General features: G+C 62.6%; 19 protein-coding genes and 1 pseudogene. 1 reads left to right on the top strand and 19 read right to left on the bottom strand.

The features are described from left to right. Positions 1-223 (top strand): annotated as a pseudogene (locus ABMA59_RS13405) (IS110 family transposase); the annotation flags it as partial. 164 nt (positions 224-387) lie between these two features. Here the strand turns inward: ABMA59_RS13405 and ABMA59_RS13410 are convergent. The 19 genes from ABMA59_RS13410 to tuf all read right to left on the bottom strand — a co-directional run bounded on the left by ABMA59_RS13410 (position 388) and on the right by tuf (position 19,523). Then, positions 388-987 (bottom strand): transposase, encoded by a 600-nt coding sequence (locus ABMA59_RS13410; protein WP_349005868.1) that lies wholly within the window; start codon positions 985-987, stop codon positions 388-390. Further along, the gene (locus ABMA59_RS13415) at positions 890-1,270 is read right to left on the bottom strand and encodes a helix-turn-helix domain-containing protein (RefSeq protein ID WP_349005869.1); all 381 of its coding nucleotides are present in this window, start codon (positions 1,268-1,270) and stop codon (positions 890-892) included. Before ABMA59_RS13415 ends, ABMA59_RS13410 begins: the two co-directional genes overlap by 98 nt. A 169-nt stretch (positions 1,271-1,439) precedes the next feature. Then, on the bottom strand, positions 1,440-1,994 hold the full coding sequence (locus ABMA59_RS13420) for a hypothetical protein (protein ID WP_349005870.1): 555 nt from the start codon (positions 1,992-1,994) through the stop codon (positions 1,440-1,442). A 934-nt stretch (positions 1,995-2,928) separates the two neighbouring features. Continuing rightward, positions 2,929-4,098 carry a lipid-A-disaccharide synthase gene (locus tag ABMA59_RS13425; protein ID WP_349005871.1) on the bottom strand — a complete coding sequence of 390 codons (1,170 nt, stop codon included), beginning with the start codon at positions 4,096-4,098 and terminating at the stop codon, positions 2,929-2,931. Beyond that, positions 4,095-4,994: an LpxI family protein gene (locus tag ABMA59_RS13430; RefSeq protein ID WP_349005872.1), complete on the bottom strand. Its 900-nt coding sequence runs from the start codon at positions 4,992-4,994 to the stop codon at positions 4,095-4,097. Before ABMA59_RS13430 ends, ABMA59_RS13425 begins: the two co-directional genes overlap by 4 nt. Beyond that, positions 4,969-5,802, bottom strand: coding sequence for an acyl-ACP--UDP-N-acetylglucosamine O-acyltransferase (gene lpxA, locus ABMA59_RS13435; protein WP_349005873.1), 834 nt, complete (start codon positions 5,800-5,802; stop codon positions 4,969-4,971). The genes ABMA59_RS13430 and lpxA overlap by 26 nt, the downstream gene beginning before the upstream one ends. Before the next feature lie 11 nt (positions 5,803-5,813). Then, the gene (fabZ, locus tag ABMA59_RS13440; protein ID WP_349005874.1) at positions 5,814-6,281 is read right to left on the bottom strand and encodes a 3-hydroxyacyl-ACP dehydratase FabZ; all 468 of its coding nucleotides are present in this window, start codon (positions 6,279-6,281) and stop codon (positions 5,814-5,816) included. Then, positions 6,274-7,329: a UDP-3-O-(3-hydroxymyristoyl)glucosamine N-acyltransferase gene (gene lpxD, locus ABMA59_RS13445; RefSeq protein WP_349005875.1), complete on the bottom strand. Its 1,056-nt coding sequence runs from the start codon at positions 7,327-7,329 to the stop codon at positions 6,274-6,276. The genes fabZ and lpxD overlap by 8 nt, the downstream gene beginning before the upstream one ends. Before the next feature lie 44 nt (positions 7,330-7,373). Next, on the bottom strand, positions 7,374-9,752 hold the full coding sequence (gene bamA / locus ABMA59_RS13450) for an outer membrane protein assembly factor BamA (protein ID WP_349005876.1): 2,379 nt from the start codon (positions 9,750-9,752) through the stop codon (positions 7,374-7,376). 220 nt (positions 9,753-9,972) lie between these two features. Next, complete coding sequence (gene rseP, locus ABMA59_RS13455; protein WP_349005877.1) at positions 9,973-11,112, bottom strand: RIP metalloprotease RseP; 1,140 nt, start codon at positions 11,110-11,112, stop codon at positions 9,973-9,975. A 104-nt stretch (positions 11,113-11,216) separates the two neighbouring features. Next, the gene (locus ABMA59_RS13460; RefSeq protein WP_349005878.1) at positions 11,217-12,047 is read right to left on the bottom strand and encodes a phosphatidate cytidylyltransferase; all 831 of its coding nucleotides are present in this window, start codon (positions 12,045-12,047) and stop codon (positions 11,217-11,219) included. An 11-nt stretch (positions 12,048-12,058) separates the two neighbouring features. Continuing rightward, on the bottom strand, positions 12,059-12,787 hold the full coding sequence (locus ABMA59_RS13465; RefSeq protein WP_349005879.1) for an isoprenyl transferase: 729 nt from the start codon (positions 12,785-12,787) through the stop codon (positions 12,059-12,061). A gap of 12 nt (positions 12,788-12,799) precedes the next feature. After that, positions 12,800-13,360 carry a ribosome recycling factor gene (gene frr, locus ABMA59_RS13470; RefSeq protein ID WP_349005880.1) on the bottom strand — a complete coding sequence of 187 codons (561 nt, stop codon included), beginning with the start codon at positions 13,358-13,360 and terminating at the stop codon, positions 12,800-12,802. A 42-nt stretch (positions 13,361-13,402) separates the two neighbouring features. Then, the gene (gene pyrH / locus ABMA59_RS13475; protein WP_349005881.1) at positions 13,403-14,119 is read right to left on the bottom strand and encodes a UMP kinase; all 717 of its coding nucleotides are present in this window, start codon (positions 14,117-14,119) and stop codon (positions 13,403-13,405) included. A 128-nt stretch (positions 14,120-14,247) separates the two neighbouring features. Continuing rightward, on the bottom strand, positions 14,248-15,171 hold the full coding sequence (gene tsf / locus ABMA59_RS13480) for a translation elongation factor Ts (RefSeq protein WP_349005882.1): 924 nt from the start codon (positions 15,169-15,171) through the stop codon (positions 14,248-14,250). A gap of 122 nt (positions 15,172-15,293) precedes the next feature. Beyond that, positions 15,294-16,094: a 30S ribosomal protein S2 gene (gene rpsB, locus ABMA59_RS13485; protein WP_349005883.1), complete on the bottom strand. Its 801-nt coding sequence runs from the start codon at positions 16,092-16,094 to the stop codon at positions 15,294-15,296. Positions 16,095-16,480: 386 nt separating this feature from the next. Then, entirely contained in the window at positions 16,481-17,416 is a 936-nt protein-coding gene (locus tag ABMA59_RS13490) for a hypothetical protein (RefSeq protein ID WP_349005884.1), read from the bottom strand. 393 nt (positions 17,417-17,809) lie between these two features. Next, on the bottom strand, positions 17,810-18,190 hold the full coding sequence (gene sufA, locus ABMA59_RS13495) for a Fe-S cluster assembly scaffold SufA (protein ID WP_349005885.1): 381 nt from the start codon (positions 18,188-18,190) through the stop codon (positions 17,810-17,812). Positions 18,191-18,347: 157 nt separating this feature from the next. Continuing rightward, on the bottom strand, positions 18,348-19,523 hold the full coding sequence (tuf, locus tag ABMA59_RS13500; RefSeq protein ID WP_349005886.1) for an elongation factor Tu: 1,176 nt from the start codon (positions 19,521-19,523) through the stop codon (positions 18,348-18,350). Positions 19,524-19,690 lie beyond the last annotated feature (167 nt).

The raw sequence follows: 19,690 nt of genomic DNA on the forward strand, positions 1-19,690 counted from the left end.
GAAGATGGGCAATCGATATATCCGGCGTTTGCTCTATCTGGGCGCCATGGCGCAGATCATGCTCAGATGCAGGCTCAAGCGCGAGTCGGGATCGGACTGGCTGTCGAACATGCTGATGCGCAAGAAGACAAAGATCGTCGCCGTCGCCCTGGCACATCGCATGGCAAGAACCATCTTCGCCGTTCTCAGGGACGGATCGCGTTACGAGCCGCAGGCCGCCTGACGGGCTCTCGGAATGGTCAGGGCAAAGTGAGGTGATGGCGAACAGACGGAGACGAAGAACCAGGACACCCCGATCAATCCGAAGCGCCTCGAGCGCGCTCGATTGAGTGGGACCTGTTCTCCAAGCGGAGATTCATCAGGGCGCGCAACGACCTCGTTGCACATTCAGACGCCGTATCCATGGCCGCAACCGACCTGTTCACCAAATCCGATCCGACACCTTGACCCGCAGGAGCCATCCATACAGGGGTTGAGGTCGGGAGAGTATTTGGGCAGGAACAGGAACCAGGCGCCATGCTCGGCGAGGGTCTTTGCGGCGCGCGGGCTCTTGTGAACGGTGAGGTTGTCGAGGATCACCGCGTCGCCCCGCCCCAGATGCGGCGCCAACTGGGTCTCGACATAGGTATCGAAAGCCGCACCATCCATCGCTCCTTCGATGACCCACGGGGCGATGAGTTCATCGCATCGCAAGCCTGCGATGAAGGTCTGGGTCTGCCACTTGCCGAACGGAGCATCGGCCGGCAACCGTTCGCCGCAAGGGCTGCGTCCCCGCAGCGGCGTCATGTTGGTCTTGACGCTGGTTTCATCGATAAAGACAAGCCGTGCCGGTTGGGCCCGCATGAAGGGCTGGCGGCGATCCAGCCATTCGCGACGCGCCGCCTTCACGTCACTGCGTTCTTTCTCCGACGCCAGCAGCTGTTTTTTTATATGTGAAGCCTTCCCGGCACAGGAACTTCGACAGGTTTGACGGGTCGACGCTGACACCGTGCTCGGCCTCCAGCCAGAGAGCCAGGTCCGGCATGGTAATGTCGGGCTTGGCCTTGACCTTGCCGACGATCGCATCCCGGTGCGGAGCAAGCTTGCCCGAGCCCGCCGGGCGGCCCTGCCTGGCCGGCGCGACAGACCCGGTCGCCACATACCGTGCCTGAAGACGCACCGCCGTCGACGGCGCAACCTCGAACCGCGCCGCCATCGCACGCCGCGATTGGCCGGCGTCGACCCCGCGCACGATCCGTTCCCGCAAGTCTGACGAAATCGGCTTTCCCATGGCAAACACCTCCTGCCACCATGGAATCAGACTTGCAACGACTGCGAAACCCGCGATTCACTCTTCCCGCCCGACGCTCTAACATCGCAAACGGTCAATCGTGAGCGAGGATAGCAACGTCGGCGAGATGCGTCGAAGGGCCAGGCTTCCCCACCTGTTTGTGGCCAATCTATCCACTTACGTTATAAGCCGGTACGCGAGCCTTAGGTGGCGCCTGCAACATAAAGGGCTTCATCTCAGGCTGCGGCGCAGTCTCATCTGTGTCCCCTAGCCAATTCTCGGGATAACTATAGCAAGACTTGCCTTCCCCGGGTGGAGGATCGATTCTTCCTGCAAGGCAATCGAGTCTCTCTTTGTAGTTCTTGCGATCGATGAGATAAGCTCCTGAGCAAGCTGAAGTGCCCTCCGTTACAGCAGGGTCCACGATAGCGGCACCTTCATTCACCCTGAAGAAATGCTTCAGATTCTCCGGGCCTCCTTTGTATAAGTCGTCTAGACCCTGCATGTCATGGAATATCAGAAAGTTGAGATCGCTGCGGCCATTCTTGGTAAGAAAGACCTTATCGGCGCTCGAAGAATCTCCTCGAAATGAATCGTCGTCGCCGACAAAGACAGCGCCGTGAATCTCTCCACCAAACGCATCTCCCTGGTAGACGGGTTCAGCTCGATAATAGCGAATAATATCACCAAAGGCGGGCGTTTCCACCGCGGTAAACTGCCTCATATGGCAGCGGAACTCCGTTGGACCCATAAAGCGTGGCTTGTCCCACGATCCGCCAGTCAGTTTCCTGGAGGCCGCATACTTCGATCGCGTGTCAGCGATGGATGCGACAGCATTGTACCAACAGTTTGGTCCGTAGGAGTGCCTTCCCTTACCGCCTTCCAAATATCCCGAAAGCCCGAACTTCGCAAACATTGAAACGGAAGAAGGAGATAAGAAGTCCAGCGGAGAAGAAGCGGGTGTCGTGGCAAAATATGATAGCAAAGGTTGATGAGACTGTTTACTGACTCCCCATAAGAATCCTAATATTCCTTGTATTATTTCATACTGGATTTCGCTAGGATAATTATCCCAATTTTGGGTAGAAATGGTAATGGCGTAGCTGACTTTTCCATCTTCTTCAGTCTTATATGGTAGAAATATTCCATTATCGCATCGATATAGGTCGTCTACACATAATTGCGTCGGATATCCCTCGTATATTCCAGACCTTATTCTGGCTATTACTTCACGCCCGGCCCTACCTTCGTCGTATATGTTCGAGGAACGGAGTGGTGTAGATCGTAGATGCTGAGGGATTTCAAGGCTTCCTGCTGCCTTTGCTACTGCGGCAGCCAAAAGACAGACAGCGAACCCGAACCAGAATACTATTTGCATTTCGCCGCCCTCCCCAGTCAGTTATATTCGGTGCCCTCAACGCTTCCTGAAAAAAGAACATAATGCGGGTAAAAGAACCTTCTGTCGAGTGTTTCATTCGGAGCGAGACCTCCGATCTCTGACGAAGACAGCATCGGTGCCAGTCGGAATAGTTGGGTGCTCTTGATGCCCGGCCGGCCGCGCCAACTCTACACCGGCCCGACCATCCGCGATTTTATGCCGATTGCGAAGAGATGGGGGCAGTCGGGGACAGGAAGTCGGCAGTAGCGAAAGATACTGCCTACTGCCTACTGCCTACTGCCTTCAACACCACTTCCGCCGCCAGTTCCCCCGACGGTTTTTCCGTCCGCATGCGCCGCGCCACTTCGGCGAATCCGTCCTTCTGCCAAACACGCATTCCGGTGTCGGCGAACAGCGCTTCCAGATCGCGCGCCAGATGCTCGGGGCGGACGTAGAAATTGTAGAACTCCGGCACGATCGAACGGTCGGCGATGATGTTGGGCAGCAGCGCCGACCAGACCGTGACCAGGTACTGGAACATCCGGCCGACGGCGTCGACCTTGTAGCAGGAAACGAACGGCACGCCGGCCAGCGCAAGTTCGAGCGAGACCGTTCCGGACGCTATTAGCGCGGCATCGGCCTCGCCGAAAGCCTGCCACTTGCGTTCCGGGTCGAGGATGATTTCAGGCCTGTCCGGCCAGTCGGACGTGGCCTTGCGCACAGTCTCGGCGACATGCGGCACGGTCGGCAACGACAGGTTCAGCCGGTGCCCGCGAGTTCTTAGCCGTGCCAGCGTCTCCCCGAACGGACCGAGCAACGCATTGACCTCGCTGCGCCGCGATCCCGGCAGGACGAGCAGGTTGCGCGGATCTCCCGGGGGCGAAACTTGCCGTTCCTTCTGCATGCGTGCGGCGACCGCGATGCCCGGATCGGTGGTCAGCCGGTGGCCGACAAAGGTTCCGGGCGGACCTCCCAGCCTTTCGAGTTCGGCGGGCTCGAACGGCAGCAGGCAAAGGATGTGATCGACATGCGGACGCATCGCCGGCGCGCGGCCGGGGCGCCAGGCCCAGACTGACGGGCAGACATAGTGGACGATCGGGATGGACGGATCGGCGGCGCGGACCTTGCGGGCTACCCGCAGCGAAAACTCCGGACTGTCGATGGTAACAAGGCAATCCGGCTTGGCTGCAACGATGGCGCGCGCCGTTTGGCCAATGCGGCGGATCAGCCTCGGCAGGTCGCGCAGGATCGCCCCCACTCCCATCAGCGCGATCTCGGAAGCGTCGAACAGCGAATGCAAACCGACCGACTCCAGGTGTCGCCCGCCGGTTCCGATCAGTTCCACGTCGCGCCCCGAGGTACGTCGCAGCGCTTCGATCAGATCGTGGCCAAGAAGGTCCCCCGACTCCTCGCCGGCAATCACAGCGATCTTCAGCAGCCCGGAGTTCATGTGGGACCGCCCTGCGGCAGGCCGACGACGAACAGGCCCAGCGCGTCGGCGCGCGCCACCAGTTCGGCGCTGTCGAGCACAAGCGAACGGCCGGCCTCGACGCCGATGCCGGCAAGGCCCGCCGCGTGCGCGGCCTCGACCGTCAAGGGGCCGATCGAAGGCAGATCGGCGCGCATTTCCTGCCCTGGCTTGGCGCATTTCACCAGAACGCCACGGCCCTTGCCCGCCAGGCGGCCGTGTCCGCGCAGATCGCGCACCCGCTGCAGCAGGCCGTCCGTGCCCTCGACGCCCTCGACCGCAATCACCCGGCCGCCGATCGATACCGTTCCCTGTCCGATGTCGAGCGCGCCGATCGCCCGCGCGGCCGCGTAAGCGGCGTCGAGATCGGACTTGTCGGATTTGAGGGGTCTTGCGCGGGTCATCGGGCCTTCAACGGCGAGCAGATCCGGCACGATCTCATGCGCGCCGACGACACGGAAACCTTCGCTCTCAATCCCCTTCACAAGGATGCGCAACAGCCCGTCATCGCCGCGCGCCAGAGCCGTCACTGCTCTCGCCAGATGGCGAAATAGCGAGAAACTGATGCGGATCTCCCGCCAGGCGGGCCGCCGGCTTATGCCGCCCGCCAAGACGACGTGGGTCACGCCGCGGCGCTTCAGCCGCGGGGCCAGTTCGGCGAACTCGCCGAGGCTGATCTCCTCGGTTTCGAAGGCATCGAACGCCGAACCGTCGTCAGCCTCGCCCCGCACCCGTAACACCAGTGGCGGATGCCCATGCAGGGCCAGGCTTTCGGCTATATTCACGGGCAGACGCCCACTGCCGGCAACGACTGCGACCTTGTCGGCCGGACCAAGCTCGACCAGCGGCCGGCTAGTCCTGGTCGTCGGCGTCGTCATCGTCCGCCCCTTTCAGCGGCGGAAGCGTGAATTGCCTTTTGCCGCGCGCAACCAGGAAGTCGATGACCTTCATCGCGTAGACGGAGTCCGCGAACCTTTCCCGGGCCGATTCGATGTTCTCGGCAAGCGGGTGCGTACGGTCGAAGAGCAGCCTGTAGGCCTGCCGCAGCTTGAGGATTTCGGCCTTCGGAACACCGGAGCGCTTCATGCCGACGACATTCATGCCGCGCAGCGTAGCCCGGTTGCCGCCAACCATCGCATAGGGAATGACGTCGCCGAGGATCATCGAGCCACCAGCGATAAAGGAGTTGTGGCCGATGCGCGTGTACTGGTGGATGGCACTCAGCCCGCCGATGCCGACGAAGTCGCCGACTTCGATATGGCCGGCAAGCGTCGCCCCGTTGGTCATCGTCACATTGTTGCCGATGGCGCAGTCATGGGCGATGTGGACATAAGCGAGGAAATGGCCGTTATTGCCGACCGTCGTTGCGCCGCGTCCGAAATCGGTGCCGGTGTTGATGCTGACATATTCGCGGATGATGCATTTGTCGCCGATCGTAAGCGTTGTGCGTCCGCCCTTGTGACCGGTGCTCTGCGGCGGACCGCCGAGGACGGCTTGCGGATGAACGGTGCAGTCGCTGCCGATCGTCGTCGCGCCTGTTATGACGACATGGCTGATCAGCCGCGTGCGCTCGCCCAGCACCACGTCGGGTCCGACATGACAGAAAGGCCCGATATGCGCACCGGCGCCGATGCTGGCGCCCGGTTCGACGAGTGCCAGCGGATGAATGAATGTGTCGTCTTGCATGATCTTCCGGTTCAAGCGGCCGACGTTGCGATCATGGCGGAGATCTCTGCCTCCGCCGCCTTCGCCCCGTCGACCAGCGCCTCACAGGCGAAACGCCAGATGGTGCCGCGCTGCTTCAGTTTCTTCACATGGATTTCGAGCCGGTCTCCCGGCACGACCGGCCTGCGGAATTTCGCATTGTCGATGGTCATGAAATAGACGATCGACGGTATGTGCGAACCACGGTTGCGGATGCAGATGGCGCCCGCCGTCTGCGCCATCGCCTCGACGATGAGAACGCCCGGCATCACCGGCTGGCCGGGAAAATGGCCCTGAAAATGCGGCTCGTTGATCGAGACGTTCTTGATGCCGACCGCGGAATTGTCGCCGTCGATGTCGACGATCCTGTCCACGAGAAGGAACGGATAGCGATGCGGCAGAAGCTTCATGACGCCGATGATGTCGATCGCTTCCATCGCCGCTGGAGCCACGTCAGCCATCGTCCTGCTTCCTCCCCTTGGGCTTCGCGAGCTTCGCCAGAACAGCCACCTCGCGCATCGCCTGGCCGATCGGCTTGGCAGGATAACCCGCCCAGATTTCGCGCGCGGGAACGTCATGCATGAAGCCGCTGCGGGCCGCAAGCTGTGCGCCGCTGCCGATGCTGAGATGATCGGCGATGCCGACCCCGCCCGCCACCATGACGTTGTCGCCGACCGTTACCGAGCCGGATATGCCGGACAGTCCGGCGATCACGCAGTTGCGGCCGATGCGAACGTTGTGCGCAATCTGCACGAGGTTGTCGATCTTGGTATTCTCGCCGATCACCGTATCGCCGAGCGCGCCGCGATCGACCGTCGAATTGGCGCCGACCTCGACATTGTCCTGGATGACGACCCGGCCGATCTGCGGGATCCGCTCGGGACCGGATTTTCCGAAGACAAAACCGAATCCATCCTGGCCGATCTTGGCGCCGGCATGGATGACTACGCGGTCGCCGAGCAGCGCATATTGGACAACGGCGTTCGGGCCGACATAGGCGTTGCGGCCGATCTTGCAGTTTCGGCCGACAACGGCGTTCGGTGCGACGATGGTCCCCGCACCGATCTCGACGTTTGCAGAAACGACCGCCCCCGCCTCGACCACGACGCCCGGTTCAAGGCGGGCCGAGGGATCGACATGTGCCCCCGCCGAAATTCCAGTTTCGCCGGTCATCGGTCCCGGCGAAGCTGCATCGGGAAAAAGCAGCCGGCCGATCATCGCGAAGGCATATTGCGGCCGTGGCGTGATCAGGACCGCGACACCGGCCGGCACACGGTCGGCAATATCCTGCGTGCACAACACGGCCGCGGCCGACAGGCCGTCCATCAACGCCGCGTTGCGTTTTCCCTCGACGAAAACCAGAGTCCCATCGCCGCCGACGGACGCGGCGGCGATGGAGCCTATCTGGATACTCGCGAGATCAGCCGTGCCTATCTCGGCACCAGTCAGCGCCGCGATGTCCGCAGCCGAGTAGCGCCGGGCCGGCACGAAGAATTCAGTATCGGACATGCGGGCCTTCAGATCCGGGCTACAGCCCGGAACAGTCATTTCGCCTACCAGCGGGTGGACATGCCGAAGTTGAAATTCTGCTCCTGGTCGTTGTCTTGCTTGACCACAGGGAGGGCATAGTCGACGCGCAGCGGACCGAACGGCGAGGCCCAGATCAGGCTCGCGCCGACCGAGGCACGCCAGTCCATTCCATCGCCTGCGACGTCCGAAACGACGCTGCTGGAAATGCTGTTGCCGAAAAGCGTCGCAGCGTCCGCAAAGACAGCGCCGCGCAGGCCAAAGCTCTCGGGAATGACCGGCATCGGGAACTGCGCCTCGAGAGTGGCGTTCAAATACGTCGTGCCGCCGATATGATCCTTGTCTCTGGTCCCATCATCGTAGGGACCGATGCCATTGTACTCGAAGCCGCGGATCATACGATCGTTGCTCTGGAACTGATCGAAGATGCGAAGGTTGGATTCGCTTCCGTAACCGGCGACGTAGCCGCCGCCAGCCAGCGCCATTCCAACGATATCGTATTCTTCCGAAAGCGTTTTATAGTACGAGCCCCGAGCGGTGAACTTTACGTATTTGGCGTCACCGCCGATGCCCGCAAACTCGCCAGTCATGGTCGCGTAGATACCGGAATGCGGCGCCTTCATGTCGTCGATGGTGTTGTAAATCAACGACTGCGAGATCGACGACTTGTACCACGGGCTATCTTCCGCGCCTTGGACAATCGCTTGAGACAAACCGCAATCCGAGACTCCGTCTCCATTGTCGTCGTCGCAACCATCGTCGAGTTCATACTTCTCCTGCTGGAAAGTATAAGCCGTCTGGGTGGTCAGGGCCTGTGTGATCGGCAAGCCGAAGCGAACGGTCGCGCCGGTCGTCTCGGTATCATAGTCGTCGTAGTTGCGGGTATTGCGGAAGATGTCGAAACCGGCCGCGATACGACGCCCGAGGAAATAAGGCTCGGTAAACGAGAAGGTGAAGTCGTTCGAGTTCTTGCCCACACCCGCGGCAAACCGGATGAACTGGCCGCGGCCGAGGAAATTCCGCTCGGTGATCGAACCTTCGATCGACGGTCCGGGAGAGTCGCCGCCCGTCGTGTAACCGGCGCCGATCGACAGTTCGCCCGTCGACTTCTCGACCACATCGACCACCAGGACGACCTGGTCCGGCTCGGAGCCGGGAGCGGTGGAAATATCGACGCGCTCGAAGAAATTCAACGCTTCCAGCCGCCGCTTGGCGCGCTGGACCAGAACCTGATTGAACGCATCGCCTTCGCTCAGATCGAACTCGCGACGGATGACGAAGTCGCGTGTGCGCGCATTGCCGCGGATTTCGATGCGCTCGATGTAGGTACGGGGACCCTGGTCGATCGCGTAGGTGACGGAAATCGTGTGGTTCTCGAAATTCCGATCGCCGCGCGGCGTGACCTGGGCGAATGCATAGCCCTGGCCGGCAACCCGCTCGGTCAGCGCGATGATCGTGTCCTCGACGTTCTTGGCATTGTAGACGTCGCCGGCATGCGTTTCGATCGCCGACTGCAACTCCTCGGTGTTCACGTCCGGGATGGTGCTGTCGACCGTGATGTCGCCGAAGGTGTAGCGCTCACCCTCTTCGACCGTGATGGTGATCGTATATTGGTTCGACGCCTCGTCGAGTTCGCCGAAGGCCGACACGACGCGGAAATCCGCGTAGCCGCGATTGAAATAGAAGCGGCGCAGCAATTCTTCGTCCGCGCGCAGACGGTCTTCGTCATAGATGTCGTCGCGCAGCAGGAACGACAGGAAGTTCGAACGCTTCGTCGCAATCACATCAGAGAGACGGCGATCACCGAACGCATTGTTGCCGACGAAATTGATCGCCGCGATCTTGGTGCGATCGCCCTCCTGGATGTTGAAGACGACGTTCACGCGGTTGTCACCCAGGTCGATGACCTGCGTCGTCACCGTGGCATCGTCGCGGCCTACCCGGCGATAGGCCTCGCGAATCGTCTCCGCATCGGCCTCCATCGCGGCGTCCGAAAACGTTCCACGAGGCTTCAATTGGACGGCGCCGGCAAGGGGCGCGTCCTTGATTTTCTTGTTGCCCTGGAAGAGCACCTGATTGACGACGCGGTATTCGGAAACATCGATGACCAGCGTCGACCCGACCTGGTTGATCTTGACGTCGGAGAACAGCCCCGTTCCGAAGAGCCGCTTCACGGCCTCATCGATGTCGGCGCTGGAGAAAGATTTGCCCGGCACAATTCCCGCCTGGCTGCGGATCGTGTCCGCCTCGACACGCTGATTGCCGCGCACTTCGACACGGCTGACGACAGCCGCTTCGGCGGCCGAGATCGCAGCGAACTGCATCACGACAGCACTTGGAGCGGCGACCGCCGCTGAAAGGGCAATCGCCGACGCGGCGCCCAGAAACTTCGAAACTGCCTTCATCGGGCTCAAATTACCTTTTTCTCGTAGTCCCCACGGCGAGAAAACCGGACGTCGCGGACATTTTCACGTACGGTATTAACCGGATTTTCCCTATACGCAAGGCTTCTGGTTAACCACCGTTTACTTCGCAGTCCCACGTGACATTGGTGTCACGCCATTTGGTCGTCATGGTAAACGATGCTGTAACAAGGTGGACGGCGAGCCCAATTTCATTGAGAAATCAGCAGCCGAACAGGTCATTCCAGAACACGAACACCATGAAACCCAGAACAATGAACATTCCCGTTCGGTAGACAGCCTCCATCATCCGCTCCGACGCCGGGCGGCGGAAAGCGGCCTCGTAGGCGTAGAAGACAAGGTGACCGCCGTCCAGAGGCGGAATCGGCAGGAGGTTCAGGATGCCGATGCCGACCGACAACAGCGCAACGAGCTGCACCAGCCATTCGAAGCCGGCCTTGGCAGCTTTTCCGGCCATCTCGGCGATCCTTACCGGCCCTCCGAGCTGGCATTTGTCTTCACGGCCAACGACAAATCGTTTTAAAAATTGACCCGTGCGGACAATGATGTGCCCGGTCTCGGTCACCGCTTCGACCAGGGCGCCGCCCGGGCTGTAGGCGATATGTCGCGGCTGCCCAAGCTCCTCATTGTTGATCACGCCGATCGCACCGATCTTCACGACATTGCCCAGTGCGTCCTTTTGTTCCAGCAGTTCCGGTGTCGCCGTCAGCGTCTTTTCCACCCCGTCGCGAAGAATCGTGAAGACGATCGAATCCCCTGCCCGGCCTGACACCAGGCGCTGCACATCGGCAAAGGTCGTCACCGGTGTTCCGTCGACGGAAACGAAGCGGTCGCCAGGCATGAAGCCAGCCTTCTGCGCAGGGCTGTCGGCGCGGACCTCGGCAACCATCGGCTCGACGACATAGCGGCCATAAGCGGTGAACAGCACCGCGAAGACGGCAATCGTCAGCAGGAAGTTGAAGGCCGGCCCGGCGAACACCGTCAGCGCGCGTTTCCACACCGGCTGAGTGTGGAAGGCTATCCTGCGTTCTTCCGCCGACAGGCTCTTCTCGGCCTCCGGGTCGGGCGTGCTCGTGACGCTCATGTCGCCTACGAATTTGACGTAGCCGCCGAGCGGGATCGCGCAGAGCTTCCAGCGCGTGCCGTGGCGGTCGTTGAAGCCGATAAGTTCGGGGCCGAAGCCGATCGAGAATGCCTGGACGCCGATGCCGCACCAGCGGCCGACGAGATAGTGGCCCATCTCGTGCACGAACACGACCACGGTCAGCACGAAAAGGAACGGCACGATGGTGCCGAGGAGGAGCCCTTGCGTGCCAAAGACGGCCGACAGAATCTCGTTCAAGTCACACCCTTCTTGCGGACGATACCGCCGCACCAGCTAGCGCTATGGCGCGATGGCGGCGAATCGAAGGCTCTTCCATTTCGCGTCGGATAGCCCGGCGCTCGTCATCCGGCAAACAGGCCAAGCGCCGGCCGATCGCCGTCACCAAGCGCCCAACCGATGAGGTAGAGGGTGAACGCCGCCGCCACAAGACCGTCGACACGGTCCATCACGCCGCCGTGACCGGGAATGATCCAGCCCGAATCCTTTACCCCATGCCGGCGCTTGACCCAGGATTCGAACAGATCGCCCGCCTGGGAGACGGCGGACAGCAGCGCGGCCACGAGGGCCAGCAGCCAAAGGTCCGACAGCCCCGCGACGACACCGAGGACCACGCCGGCAATCACGCCGGCGACCATCCCTCCTAGCGCCCCGCTCTGAGTCTTGCCCGGCGATATCGCCGGCGCGAGTTTCGGGCCGCCGACGGCGCGTCCGACGAAGTAGGCAAAAATGTCGGTGGCCCAGACGACGGCGAACAGGAACAGGATGGCGATGAGCCCGGCCGCATCGTCCCCGCGCAGCATCGCGAGAGACATGCCGGACAGCGAAGCGTAGCCGAACCCCGCGGCGGACCACTGGTCATGCCCGCGGCTTGCCGACAACGCCGCGAGCAGGATGACAACCGCCACGGCCATGCCGAGCAGCACCAGCGCCGGCAGGCCGATTATGATCGCCACGGCGAAAATCAGAATCAGAGCATCCGGCAGGAAGCCGAAGCCGCCCCGCGCCAATTCGCCGCCGGTCGCCGGCCGCGCCATCCGCGACCACTCGTAGAAGATCGCCGCCGCGATAAGCGCCGCAAGCAAGCGAAACGGCAAGCCGCCCAGCCAGGTGATGACCAGCACGACGGCGGCAAGAATCACCGCCGACACGATTCTCATCTGGAGATTGCTCATGCGCGCTCTGCTCAGGCGCTGGACGAGACGACGTCGCGCTCGTTGCGTCCGCCGAACCGCCGCTCCCGCACGCTGAACTGCCGCAACGCCTCCTCGAACTGCTCGGGCGTAAAATCCGGCCACAGACAAGGAAGGAAGATCAACTCGCTGTAAGCCGCTTGCCAGAGCAGAAAATTGGAAAGGCGCATCTCGCCGCTGGTGCGGATCACCAGGTCAGGGTCGGGAATGCCGTTGGTGTCGAGCGCCTCGGAAACAGTCTGCGGCGTGATCGACGCGGAACTGGTCCGCCCGGCCTCGACATCGGCGGCAATCTTGCGCATCGCCCGCACGATCTCGTCGCGGCCGCCATAATTGAAGGCGATGACGAGATTGAGCGCGCCGTTGCCGGCGGTCAACGATTCTGCCTCCTCAAGCAGCAACCTGATGTCGGGCTGAAGGTCGTCCCGCTCGCCGATGACCCGCACCCGCACGCCGGAGCGGTGCAGTTCCGCCAGATCGCGGCGGATGAACAGTTTGAGCAGGCCGAGCAGATCGCTGACCTCCGACGGCGGCCGCGACCAGTTCTCCGAGGAAAAGGCATAGACGGTGAGCCATTCGATGCCGAGCCTCGACGCCGTCTTGACCGACTGCCGCAGCGCCTCCACCCCCGCCCGATGTCCGGCGAGCCTGGGCAGGCCCCTCGCCTTTGCCCAGCGGCCATTGCCGTCCATGATGATCGCGACATGCGCGGGCGTGGTCATGGGCTCGGCGCCTCAGACGTGCATGATTTCGGCTTCCTTGCCGGAAAGCAGGCTGTCGATGGTCGAGATCGTGTCGTCGGTCATCTTCTGGACGCGATCCGACTGCTTTCGGTGCTCGTCCTCGCCGATGTCGCCGTCCTTCTCCGCCTTCTTCAGATGATCCATGCCGTCGCGGCGGACATGCCGGGCAGCGACCTTCGCATTCTCCGCATATTCATGCGCCTTCTTGACCAGTTCCTTGCGGCGCTGCTCGTTGAGTTCCGGCAACGGGATGCGCAGCGTGGTGCCGTCCATGATCGGGTTGAAGCCGAGGTTGGATTCGCGGATGGCGCGGTCGACGGCATTGACCATCGACTTGTCCCAGACCGACACCGAGATCATGCGCGGTTCGGGAACCGAGACCGTCGCCACCTGAGACACGGGCATGGTCGTGCCATAGGCGGACACATTGATCGGGTCGAGCAGGTTCGCCGATGCGCGACCCGTGCGCAGCGATGCCAGGTCATGCTTGAATGCGGAGATCGCCCCATCCATGCGGCGCTGGATGTCGTCGAAATTTGCCCCGTTCGTCATCGTCTCACTCCTTAATCCACACTCGACACGCAGGCTTCCCGGTCAATCGGCGACGACCGTGCAATGGCCTGCGCCATTGAGAATTTCGCCGAACCCGCCTTTTTCGTGGATCGAATACACAATTATCGGGATGTTGTTTTCACGCGCAAGCGCAATCGCCGCGGTATCCATGATCGCCAGGTTCTTGCGGATGACGTCCGCGTGGCTGATGCGGTCGTACCGCGTGGCGGTCGGATCCTTCTTCGGGTCGGCGGAATAGACGCCGTCGACCTGCGTGCCCTTGAACAGCGCGTCGGCGCCGATCTCGGCGGCGCGGAGCGCGGCTGCCGAATCGGTGGTGAAGAACGGATTGCCGGTGCCGCCGGCGAAGATCACCACCTTGCCGGCGTCCATGTAGGCGGTCGCCTGGCGCTGGGAAAAGCTCTCGCAAAGTTCGGGCATGGCGATGGCCGAAAGCACCACCGCGTCGACGCCGATCTTGACCAGCGAGGTGCGGAGCGCCAGCGAATTGATGACGGTGGCGAGCATGCCCATATGGTCGCCGGTGACGCGGTCGCCGCCCTTGGACGCCACCGCGACGCCGCGGAAGATGTTGCCGCCGCCAATCACGACGCCGACCTCGACGCCCAGCGCGCGGGCCTCGGCGATGTCGGACGCGATGCGGTCGACGACGGAAACGTCGATGCCGAAATGCTGCTCGCCCATCAGCGCCTCGCCGGAAGCCTTCAGCAGGACGCGCTTATAGTGGGGCTTGGCCATCGAACTCCTCGAAATGTCTCGCAATTCCGCCGTCGGCATGCCGACTGGCCGATGCGGAGTCCCGATACACGAAGGGCGCCGCGATGTCACGCGACGCCCTTGGCTGAAAGCCGATCGTTTTCGAAGGCTTACTTCTTGACGGCGGCCGCGACCTCGGCGGCAAAGTCGGACTTGTCCTTCTCGATGCCCTCGCCGAGCGCGAAGCGCACGAAGCCGGTGATCTTGGCCGGCGCGCCGATCTCTTTCTCGGCTTCCTTCAGCGCCTTCTCGACCGTCAGGTCGGGATTGATGACGAAGGCCTGCTTGAGGAGCACCACCTCCTCGTAGAATTTGCGCAGGCGGCCCTCGATCATCTTCTCGATGACGTTGTCCGGCTTGCCGGATTCGCGGGCCTGCTCGGTGAAGATCGCCTTCTCGCGGGCGACCGCGGCCGGGTCGACTTCCTCCGCCGTCAGCGCCAGCGGGCTGGTGGCGGCGACATGCATGGCGACCTGGCGGCCGAAGGCGCGCGCCGCGTCCGCATTGCCGGCGGTCTCGATCGCCACCAGCACGCCGAGCTTGCCGAGGCCGTCGGCGACCGCGTTGTGAACGTAGGTCGCGACGGTGCCCTGCTCGACCGACAGTTTTGCCGCGCGGCGAAAGCTCATGTTCTCGCCGATGGTGCCGACCGCGTCCTTGATCGTGTCGGCGACCGACTTGTCGGAATGCGGATAGTTCGCGTTGGAGATGGCGTCATGGTTCGGGCCGAAAGCCAGCGCGACCTTGGCGACGTTGCTGACGATCTCCTGGAAGGCGGCGTTGCGGGCGACGAAATCGGTCTCCGAATTGACCTCGACGACGACCGCCTCGCGCAGCCCCGAATCGACGCCGATCAGGCCCTCGGCCGCGGTGCGGCCGGCCTTCTTGTCGGCCTTCGAAATGCCCTTGGCGCGCAGCCAGTCGACGGCGGCCTGCATGTCGCCATTGGTCTCGGCAAGGGCTGCCTTGCAATCCATCATGCCCGCGCCGGTGATCTCGCGGAGCTCTTTTACCTGTGCTGCAGTAATGCTCATCTTCGCCTCTTTGCTTCTTAAAATGCGCTGGCGCACCATCGGATTATCGACGATGCGCCTGACGCCGGCACGACAAGCGTGCCCAATTTAATGGAGACGGGCCCTTTCGAGCCCGAAAGACCTCAGGCCTGGGCGGCCGAGTCATCCGCAGCGGTCTGCTCGGCCGGAAGCTCTTCCAGAGCCGGCTCGACCGGAGCTTCTTCGGCAGCGCCGAGGTCTACGCCGTAGGAGCCCTGCTGGCGTGCGATCCCGTCGATCGCCGCCTTGGCGATGAGGTCGCAATAGAGCTGGATGGCGCGCGCCGCGTCGTCATTGCCGGGGATCGGGAAGTCGATCTTCTCCGGATCGCAGTTCGAATCGATGACGGCCACGACCGGAATGCCGAGGCGCTTGGCCTCCAAAATGGCAATCGCCTCCTTGTTGGTGTCGATCACGAACATCAGGTCCGGCGTCGAACCCATGTCCTTGATGCCGCCCAGCGCCTTGTCGAGCTTTTCGCGCTCGCGCTGCAGGTTGAGCAGCTCCTTCTTGGTGAAGCCCTGGCCCTCGCCCGAAAGCAGTTCGTCAAGCTTGCGCAGGCGCTGGATCGAATTCGAGATCGTCTTCCAGTTGGTCAGCATGCCGCCGAGCCAACGGGAGTTGACATAGTACTGCGCCGAACGCTGTGCCGCATCGGCGACGATGTCGGCCGCCTGGCGCTTGGTGCCGACGAACAGCACGCGGCCGCCGCGCGACACGACGTCCGAAACCTGCTTCAGTGCCTGGTGCAGCAGCGGCACGGTCTGCGAGAGGTCGATGACATGGATGTTGTTGCGGGCGCCGAAGATGTAGGGCGCCATTTTCGGGTTCCAGCGGTGGGTCTGGTGTCCGAAGTGAACGCCGGCTTCCAAAAGCTGACGCATGCTGAAATCAGGCAGGGCCATTCAAAGTTCCTTTCCGGTTGGCCTCCACGGACACAGGCGGTCGGAATGATTTCCTCGCGCCACCGGAGGTTTCAGCCGGATTTCTCCCGGGCAGACACCAAAGTCCGTGTGTGGAATGGCGCGGCATATAGAGGGGGATTCTTGGAAATGCAAGCGCGGCGGGAATTTTGATCTGGGTAGTAAGGCAGTCGGCAGTAGGCAATAGGCAGTCGGACCGTCCAACTTGATACTTGAAACGGACAGCGCCGCCAGGATCGACTCCCCAAAACGATCCGGCTGCCTATTGCCTGCTGCCGACTGCCTTCTAAAGGCGCGCCTCATGCTTGCCAGACCGCGAAAAATCCGCGCCGGCCCAGATACCCAACTTTTCTGGTCCGTTGTCGCCGTCATGACGTATCGGGGCGATCCAGCGCGTAGACGGCCAGCGCGTGGGCGTGGGCGAGGATCTCGTCGACCTCGCGGATGTTGCGCGGATTGGTCGCCGATGGATCGTAGCGGGACAGCCGGCCGCCGGGCGGACGTCCGCGCCGCAGCGGCGAGAGGCGTTTGACGGAGATGGGGCCGTCCCGCGCAATCGCGGCGTCGCGCCGCGCCTTCCAGCGGGCGAAGCGTTTGGCCTGGCCCGGCAGGTCTTCGAGTGCCGCGCCGAGCGCGGCAAGGCGCTGGCCGAGACGGGCGGCGTCTATCGGATCGTCCGCCGATGGCAGTGGCGGCAGAGGGCGGTAGGTCGCGTTGAAATCGAGGCCCAAGATGCGCGGGGCAGCGTGGGCGGGCACAGGGCGGCGGGAGACGCGGAACAGCCGACGCGGCGGATCGAGCAGCGATAGCGAGAGGATGCGCCGGGTGGGCCGGCGACGTTTCTTTGGGCCCTTTGGCATGAAGGCGCGGGGACCCCGCAGCATCTCGGGCTTCGGTTTGCGCGGGCGCAGCGGCGGAAGCTTTACCACGATCCCGCGCGCCGCCGCGATGATCAGCCGCCGCGCGGCCGCTTCGGCCGGACGCAGCAGCCGCAGGATGGCGAGGTAGAGATGGCGCGGGAGGGTAAGTGCCGGGGACAGTTTACTTTTTTCCGCCAGCACCTGCCTTGAAGCGGCAGCGCCTTTCCGCGGAAAGAAAGTAAACTGTCCCCCAGCGCCAAGGTCGCCAGCGCCAACGCTCCCAGTACCAGGGTCCCCAGTGCCAAGGTCCCTAGTGCCAAGGTCCCCAGTGCCAAGGTCGCCAGCGCTATGCCCCCTGACGCCCATCCCGGCCATGGCGACGAGCATGACGAGGATGCGCTTCAAGGCTTCCAGGTTTCGTTCGATTGCCCAGGTCCCGTCCATCGCCGCCCGCCTCCAGCACAGGCATCGGGATTATCGCTTGGATCGAGCGAGCGGGGATGAATGCCAAGAAAATAACGCTGCCGGGGCGCTTGCAGAGGGATGGTCCGAGGGGAGAATCGGCACGATTTCTCTTTCGTTTTCAGCGTGATGCCGAGATCGGCTCATCTTGACGGTTTGCGCTGCCCCTCATCGCCCTGCCGGGCACTTCTCCCCGCAAGAACGGGAGAAGGACGCTGTGGAGGCCGGTTTCGCTAATCTCCAACGTGGGCGATTGGCGAAATCAGAGCAAACAGAGTCTCTCTCCCCGTATGCGGGGAGAGATGTCCGGCAGGACAGTGAGGGGCGGCGCGCAAGATCAAGGCAAACCGTGCCGCCGTCGTCCGCCCAACCCGCTTAAGCCGACGCGCGCGCCTCGGCCAGGGCCTTGAGGTCGGCGGGCTTCAACTCGACCGACTCGCCGCAGCCGCAGGCCGAGCTCTGGTTCGGGTTGCGGAAGGTGAAGCCGGTGCGCAGCGTCGTCGTCTCGAAATCCATCTCGGTGCCGAGCAGGAAGAGCGCGGCCTCCGGCGCGACATAGACATGCGCGCCATCGCGCTCGACATGGTCGTCGCCGGGCTTCGGCTCGGTGACGAGATCGATCGTGTATTCCATGCCGGCGCAGCCGCCCTTCTTGATGCCAAGGCGGATGCCCTTGGCGCTGTCGCGCGTATCGACGATCTCGCGCACGCGGATGGCGGCCTTGTCGGTCAGGGATATGACGGCGAAACGTCCCATTCGAAAAACTCTCCACTCGCAGCAGGTTCAAGGCCTGCGGAATGATCATAGCTTTAAGATGGTGAATGACTCGCTGCAAGGCAAGCCGTCACCGAAACCTCAAAAGCGACAGGGCGGCCGAAGGGCCGCCCTGCGCAGTAGACCAATAAGTCGATTTCTACTCTTTGATGCTGACGACGACGCCGGCGCCGACGGTGCGGCCGCCTTCGCGGATGGCGAAGCGCAGCTTCTCCTCCATGGCGATCGGCACGATCAGCTCGACGTCGACCGTCACATTGTCGCCCGGCATCACCATCTCGGTGCCCTCGGCCAGCGTCACGATGCCGGTCACGTCGGTCGTGCGGAAGTAGAACTGCGGACGGTAGTTGGTGAAGAACGGCGTGTGACGGCCACCCTCCTCCTTCGTCAGGATGTAGGCTTCCGCCTTGAACTTCTTGTGCGGCTTCACCGAACCGGGCTTGGCCAGAACCTGGCCGCGCTCGACGCCCTCGCGGTCGATGCCGCGCAGCAGCGCGCCAATGTTGTCGCCCGCCTGGCCCTGGTCGAGCAGCTTGCGGAACATCTCGACGCCCGTGCAGGTCGTCTTCTGGGTCGGACGGATGCCGACGATCTCAAGCTCCTCGCCGACCTTGACGATGCCGCGCTCGACGCGCCCCGTCACCACCGTGCCGCGGCCCGAGATCGAGAACACGTCCTCGATCGGCATCAGGAACGGCTGGTCGATCGGACGCTCCGGCGTCGGGATGTAGGCGTCGACGGCTTCCATCAGCTTGCGGATCGCGTTCTCGCCGATCTCCTTGTTGGAGTCTTCGAGGGCTGCCAGCGCCGAGCCCGGAACGATCGGAATGTCGTCGCCCGGAAACTCGTTCTTCGACAGAAGCTCGCGAACCTCGAGCTCGACCAGCTCAAGCAGCTCGGCGTCGTCAACCTGGTCGACCTTGTTGAGAAACACGACGATCGACGGCACGCCGACCTGGCGGGCCAGAAGAATGTGCTCGCGGGTCTGCGGCATCGGGCCATCGGCGGCCGAAACCACCAGGATCGCGCCGTCCATCTGCGCCGCGCCGGTGATCATGTTCTTCACATAGTCGGCGTGGCCGGGGCAGTCGACGTGAGCATAGTGGCGCTTGGCCGTCTCGTATTCGACGTGGGCGGTCGAGATCGTGATGCCGCGCGCCTTCTCCTCGGGAGCGGCGTCGATCTGGTCATAGGCCTTGTATTCACCGAAATACTTGGTGATCGCCGCCGTCAGCGACGTCTTGCCATGGTCGACATGGCCGATCGTGCCAATGTTCACATGCGGCTTCGTCCGCTCGAATTTGCTCTTGGCCATTCTGCTCTTTCCTTGGCGTCAGCTCTCTGAGGTCTGCTTTAGTGGCGCCGATTAGCGACAACAGCGCGAAAAGACAAGGGGTTTTCACCCACCCTGCCCTGCGAGGTCGTGCATTCCGGCTATCCCACGGGAAGTCCGTTAGATAGGATTTTTGGCCGCACGCGCAA

It is taken from the genome of Mesorhizobium yinganensis (assembly GCF_040081985.1).
Taxonomy (GTDB): domain Bacteria; phylum Pseudomonadota; class Alphaproteobacteria; order Rhizobiales; family Rhizobiaceae; genus Kumtagia; species Kumtagia yinganensis.

What these genes read in the sequence shown, in the direction of transcription:
- ABMA59_RS13460 (WP_349005878.1), bottom strand. Translation starts at nt 12,047, where the DNA reads ATGAGCAATCTCCAGATGAGAATCGTGTCGGCGGTGATTCTTGCCGCC.
- fabZ (WP_349005874.1), bottom strand. Translation starts at nt 6,281, where the DNA reads ATGGCTGACGTGGCTCCAGCGGCGATGGAAGCGATCGACATCATCGGC.
- ABMA59_RS13420 (WP_349005870.1), bottom strand. Translation starts at nt 1,994, where the DNA reads ATGAGGCAGTTTACCGCGGTGGAAACGCCCGCCTTTGGTGATATTATT.
- tsf (WP_349005882.1), bottom strand. Translation starts at nt 15,171, where the DNA reads ATGAGCATTACTGCAGCACAGGTAAAAGAGCTCCGCGAGATCACCGGC.
- ABMA59_RS13490 (WP_349005884.1), bottom strand. Translation starts at nt 17,416, where the DNA reads ATGGACGGGACCTGGGCAATCGAACGAAACCTGGAAGCCTTGAAGCGC.
- lpxA (WP_349005873.1), bottom strand. Translation starts at nt 5,802, where the DNA reads ATGCAAGACGACACATTCATTCATCCGCTGGCACTCGTCGAACCGGGC.
- lpxD (WP_349005875.1), bottom strand. Translation starts at nt 7,329, where the DNA reads ATGTCCGATACTGAATTCTTCGTGCCGGCCCGGCGCTACTCGGCTGCG.
- pyrH (WP_349005881.1), bottom strand. Translation starts at nt 14,119, where the DNA reads ATGGCCAAGCCCCACTATAAGCGCGTCCTGCTGAAGGCTTCCGGCGAG.
- tuf (WP_349005886.1), bottom strand. Translation starts at nt 19,523, where the DNA reads ATGGCCAAGAGCAAATTCGAGCGGACGAAGCCGCATGTGAACATTGGC.
- rpsB (WP_349005883.1), bottom strand. Translation starts at nt 16,094, where the DNA reads ATGGCCCTGCCTGATTTCAGCATGCGTCAGCTTTTGGAAGCCGGCGTT.
- ABMA59_RS13425 (WP_349005871.1), bottom strand. Translation starts at nt 4,098, where the DNA reads ATGAACTCCGGGCTGCTGAAGATCGCTGTGATTGCCGGCGAGGAGTCG.
- frr (WP_349005880.1), bottom strand. Translation starts at nt 13,360, where the DNA reads ATGACGAACGGGGCAAATTTCGACGACATCCAGCGCCGCATGGATGGG.
- bamA (WP_349005876.1), bottom strand. Translation starts at nt 9,752, where the DNA reads ATGAAGGCAGTTTCGAAGTTTCTGGGCGCCGCGTCGGCGATTGCCCTT.
- sufA (WP_349005885.1), bottom strand. Translation starts at nt 18,190, where the DNA reads ATGGGACGTTTCGCCGTCATATCCCTGACCGACAAGGCCGCCATCCGC.
- ABMA59_RS13430 (WP_349005872.1), bottom strand. Translation starts at nt 4,994, where the DNA reads ATGACGACGCCGACGACCAGGACTAGCCGGCCGCTGGTCGAGCTTGGT.
- ABMA59_RS13465 (WP_349005879.1), bottom strand. Translation starts at nt 12,787, where the DNA reads ATGACCACGCCCGCGCATGTCGCGATCATCATGGACGGCAATGGCCGC.
- ABMA59_RS13415 (WP_349005869.1), bottom strand. Translation starts at nt 1,270, where the DNA reads ATGGGAAAGCCGATTTCGTCAGACTTGCGGGAACGGATCGTGCGCGGG.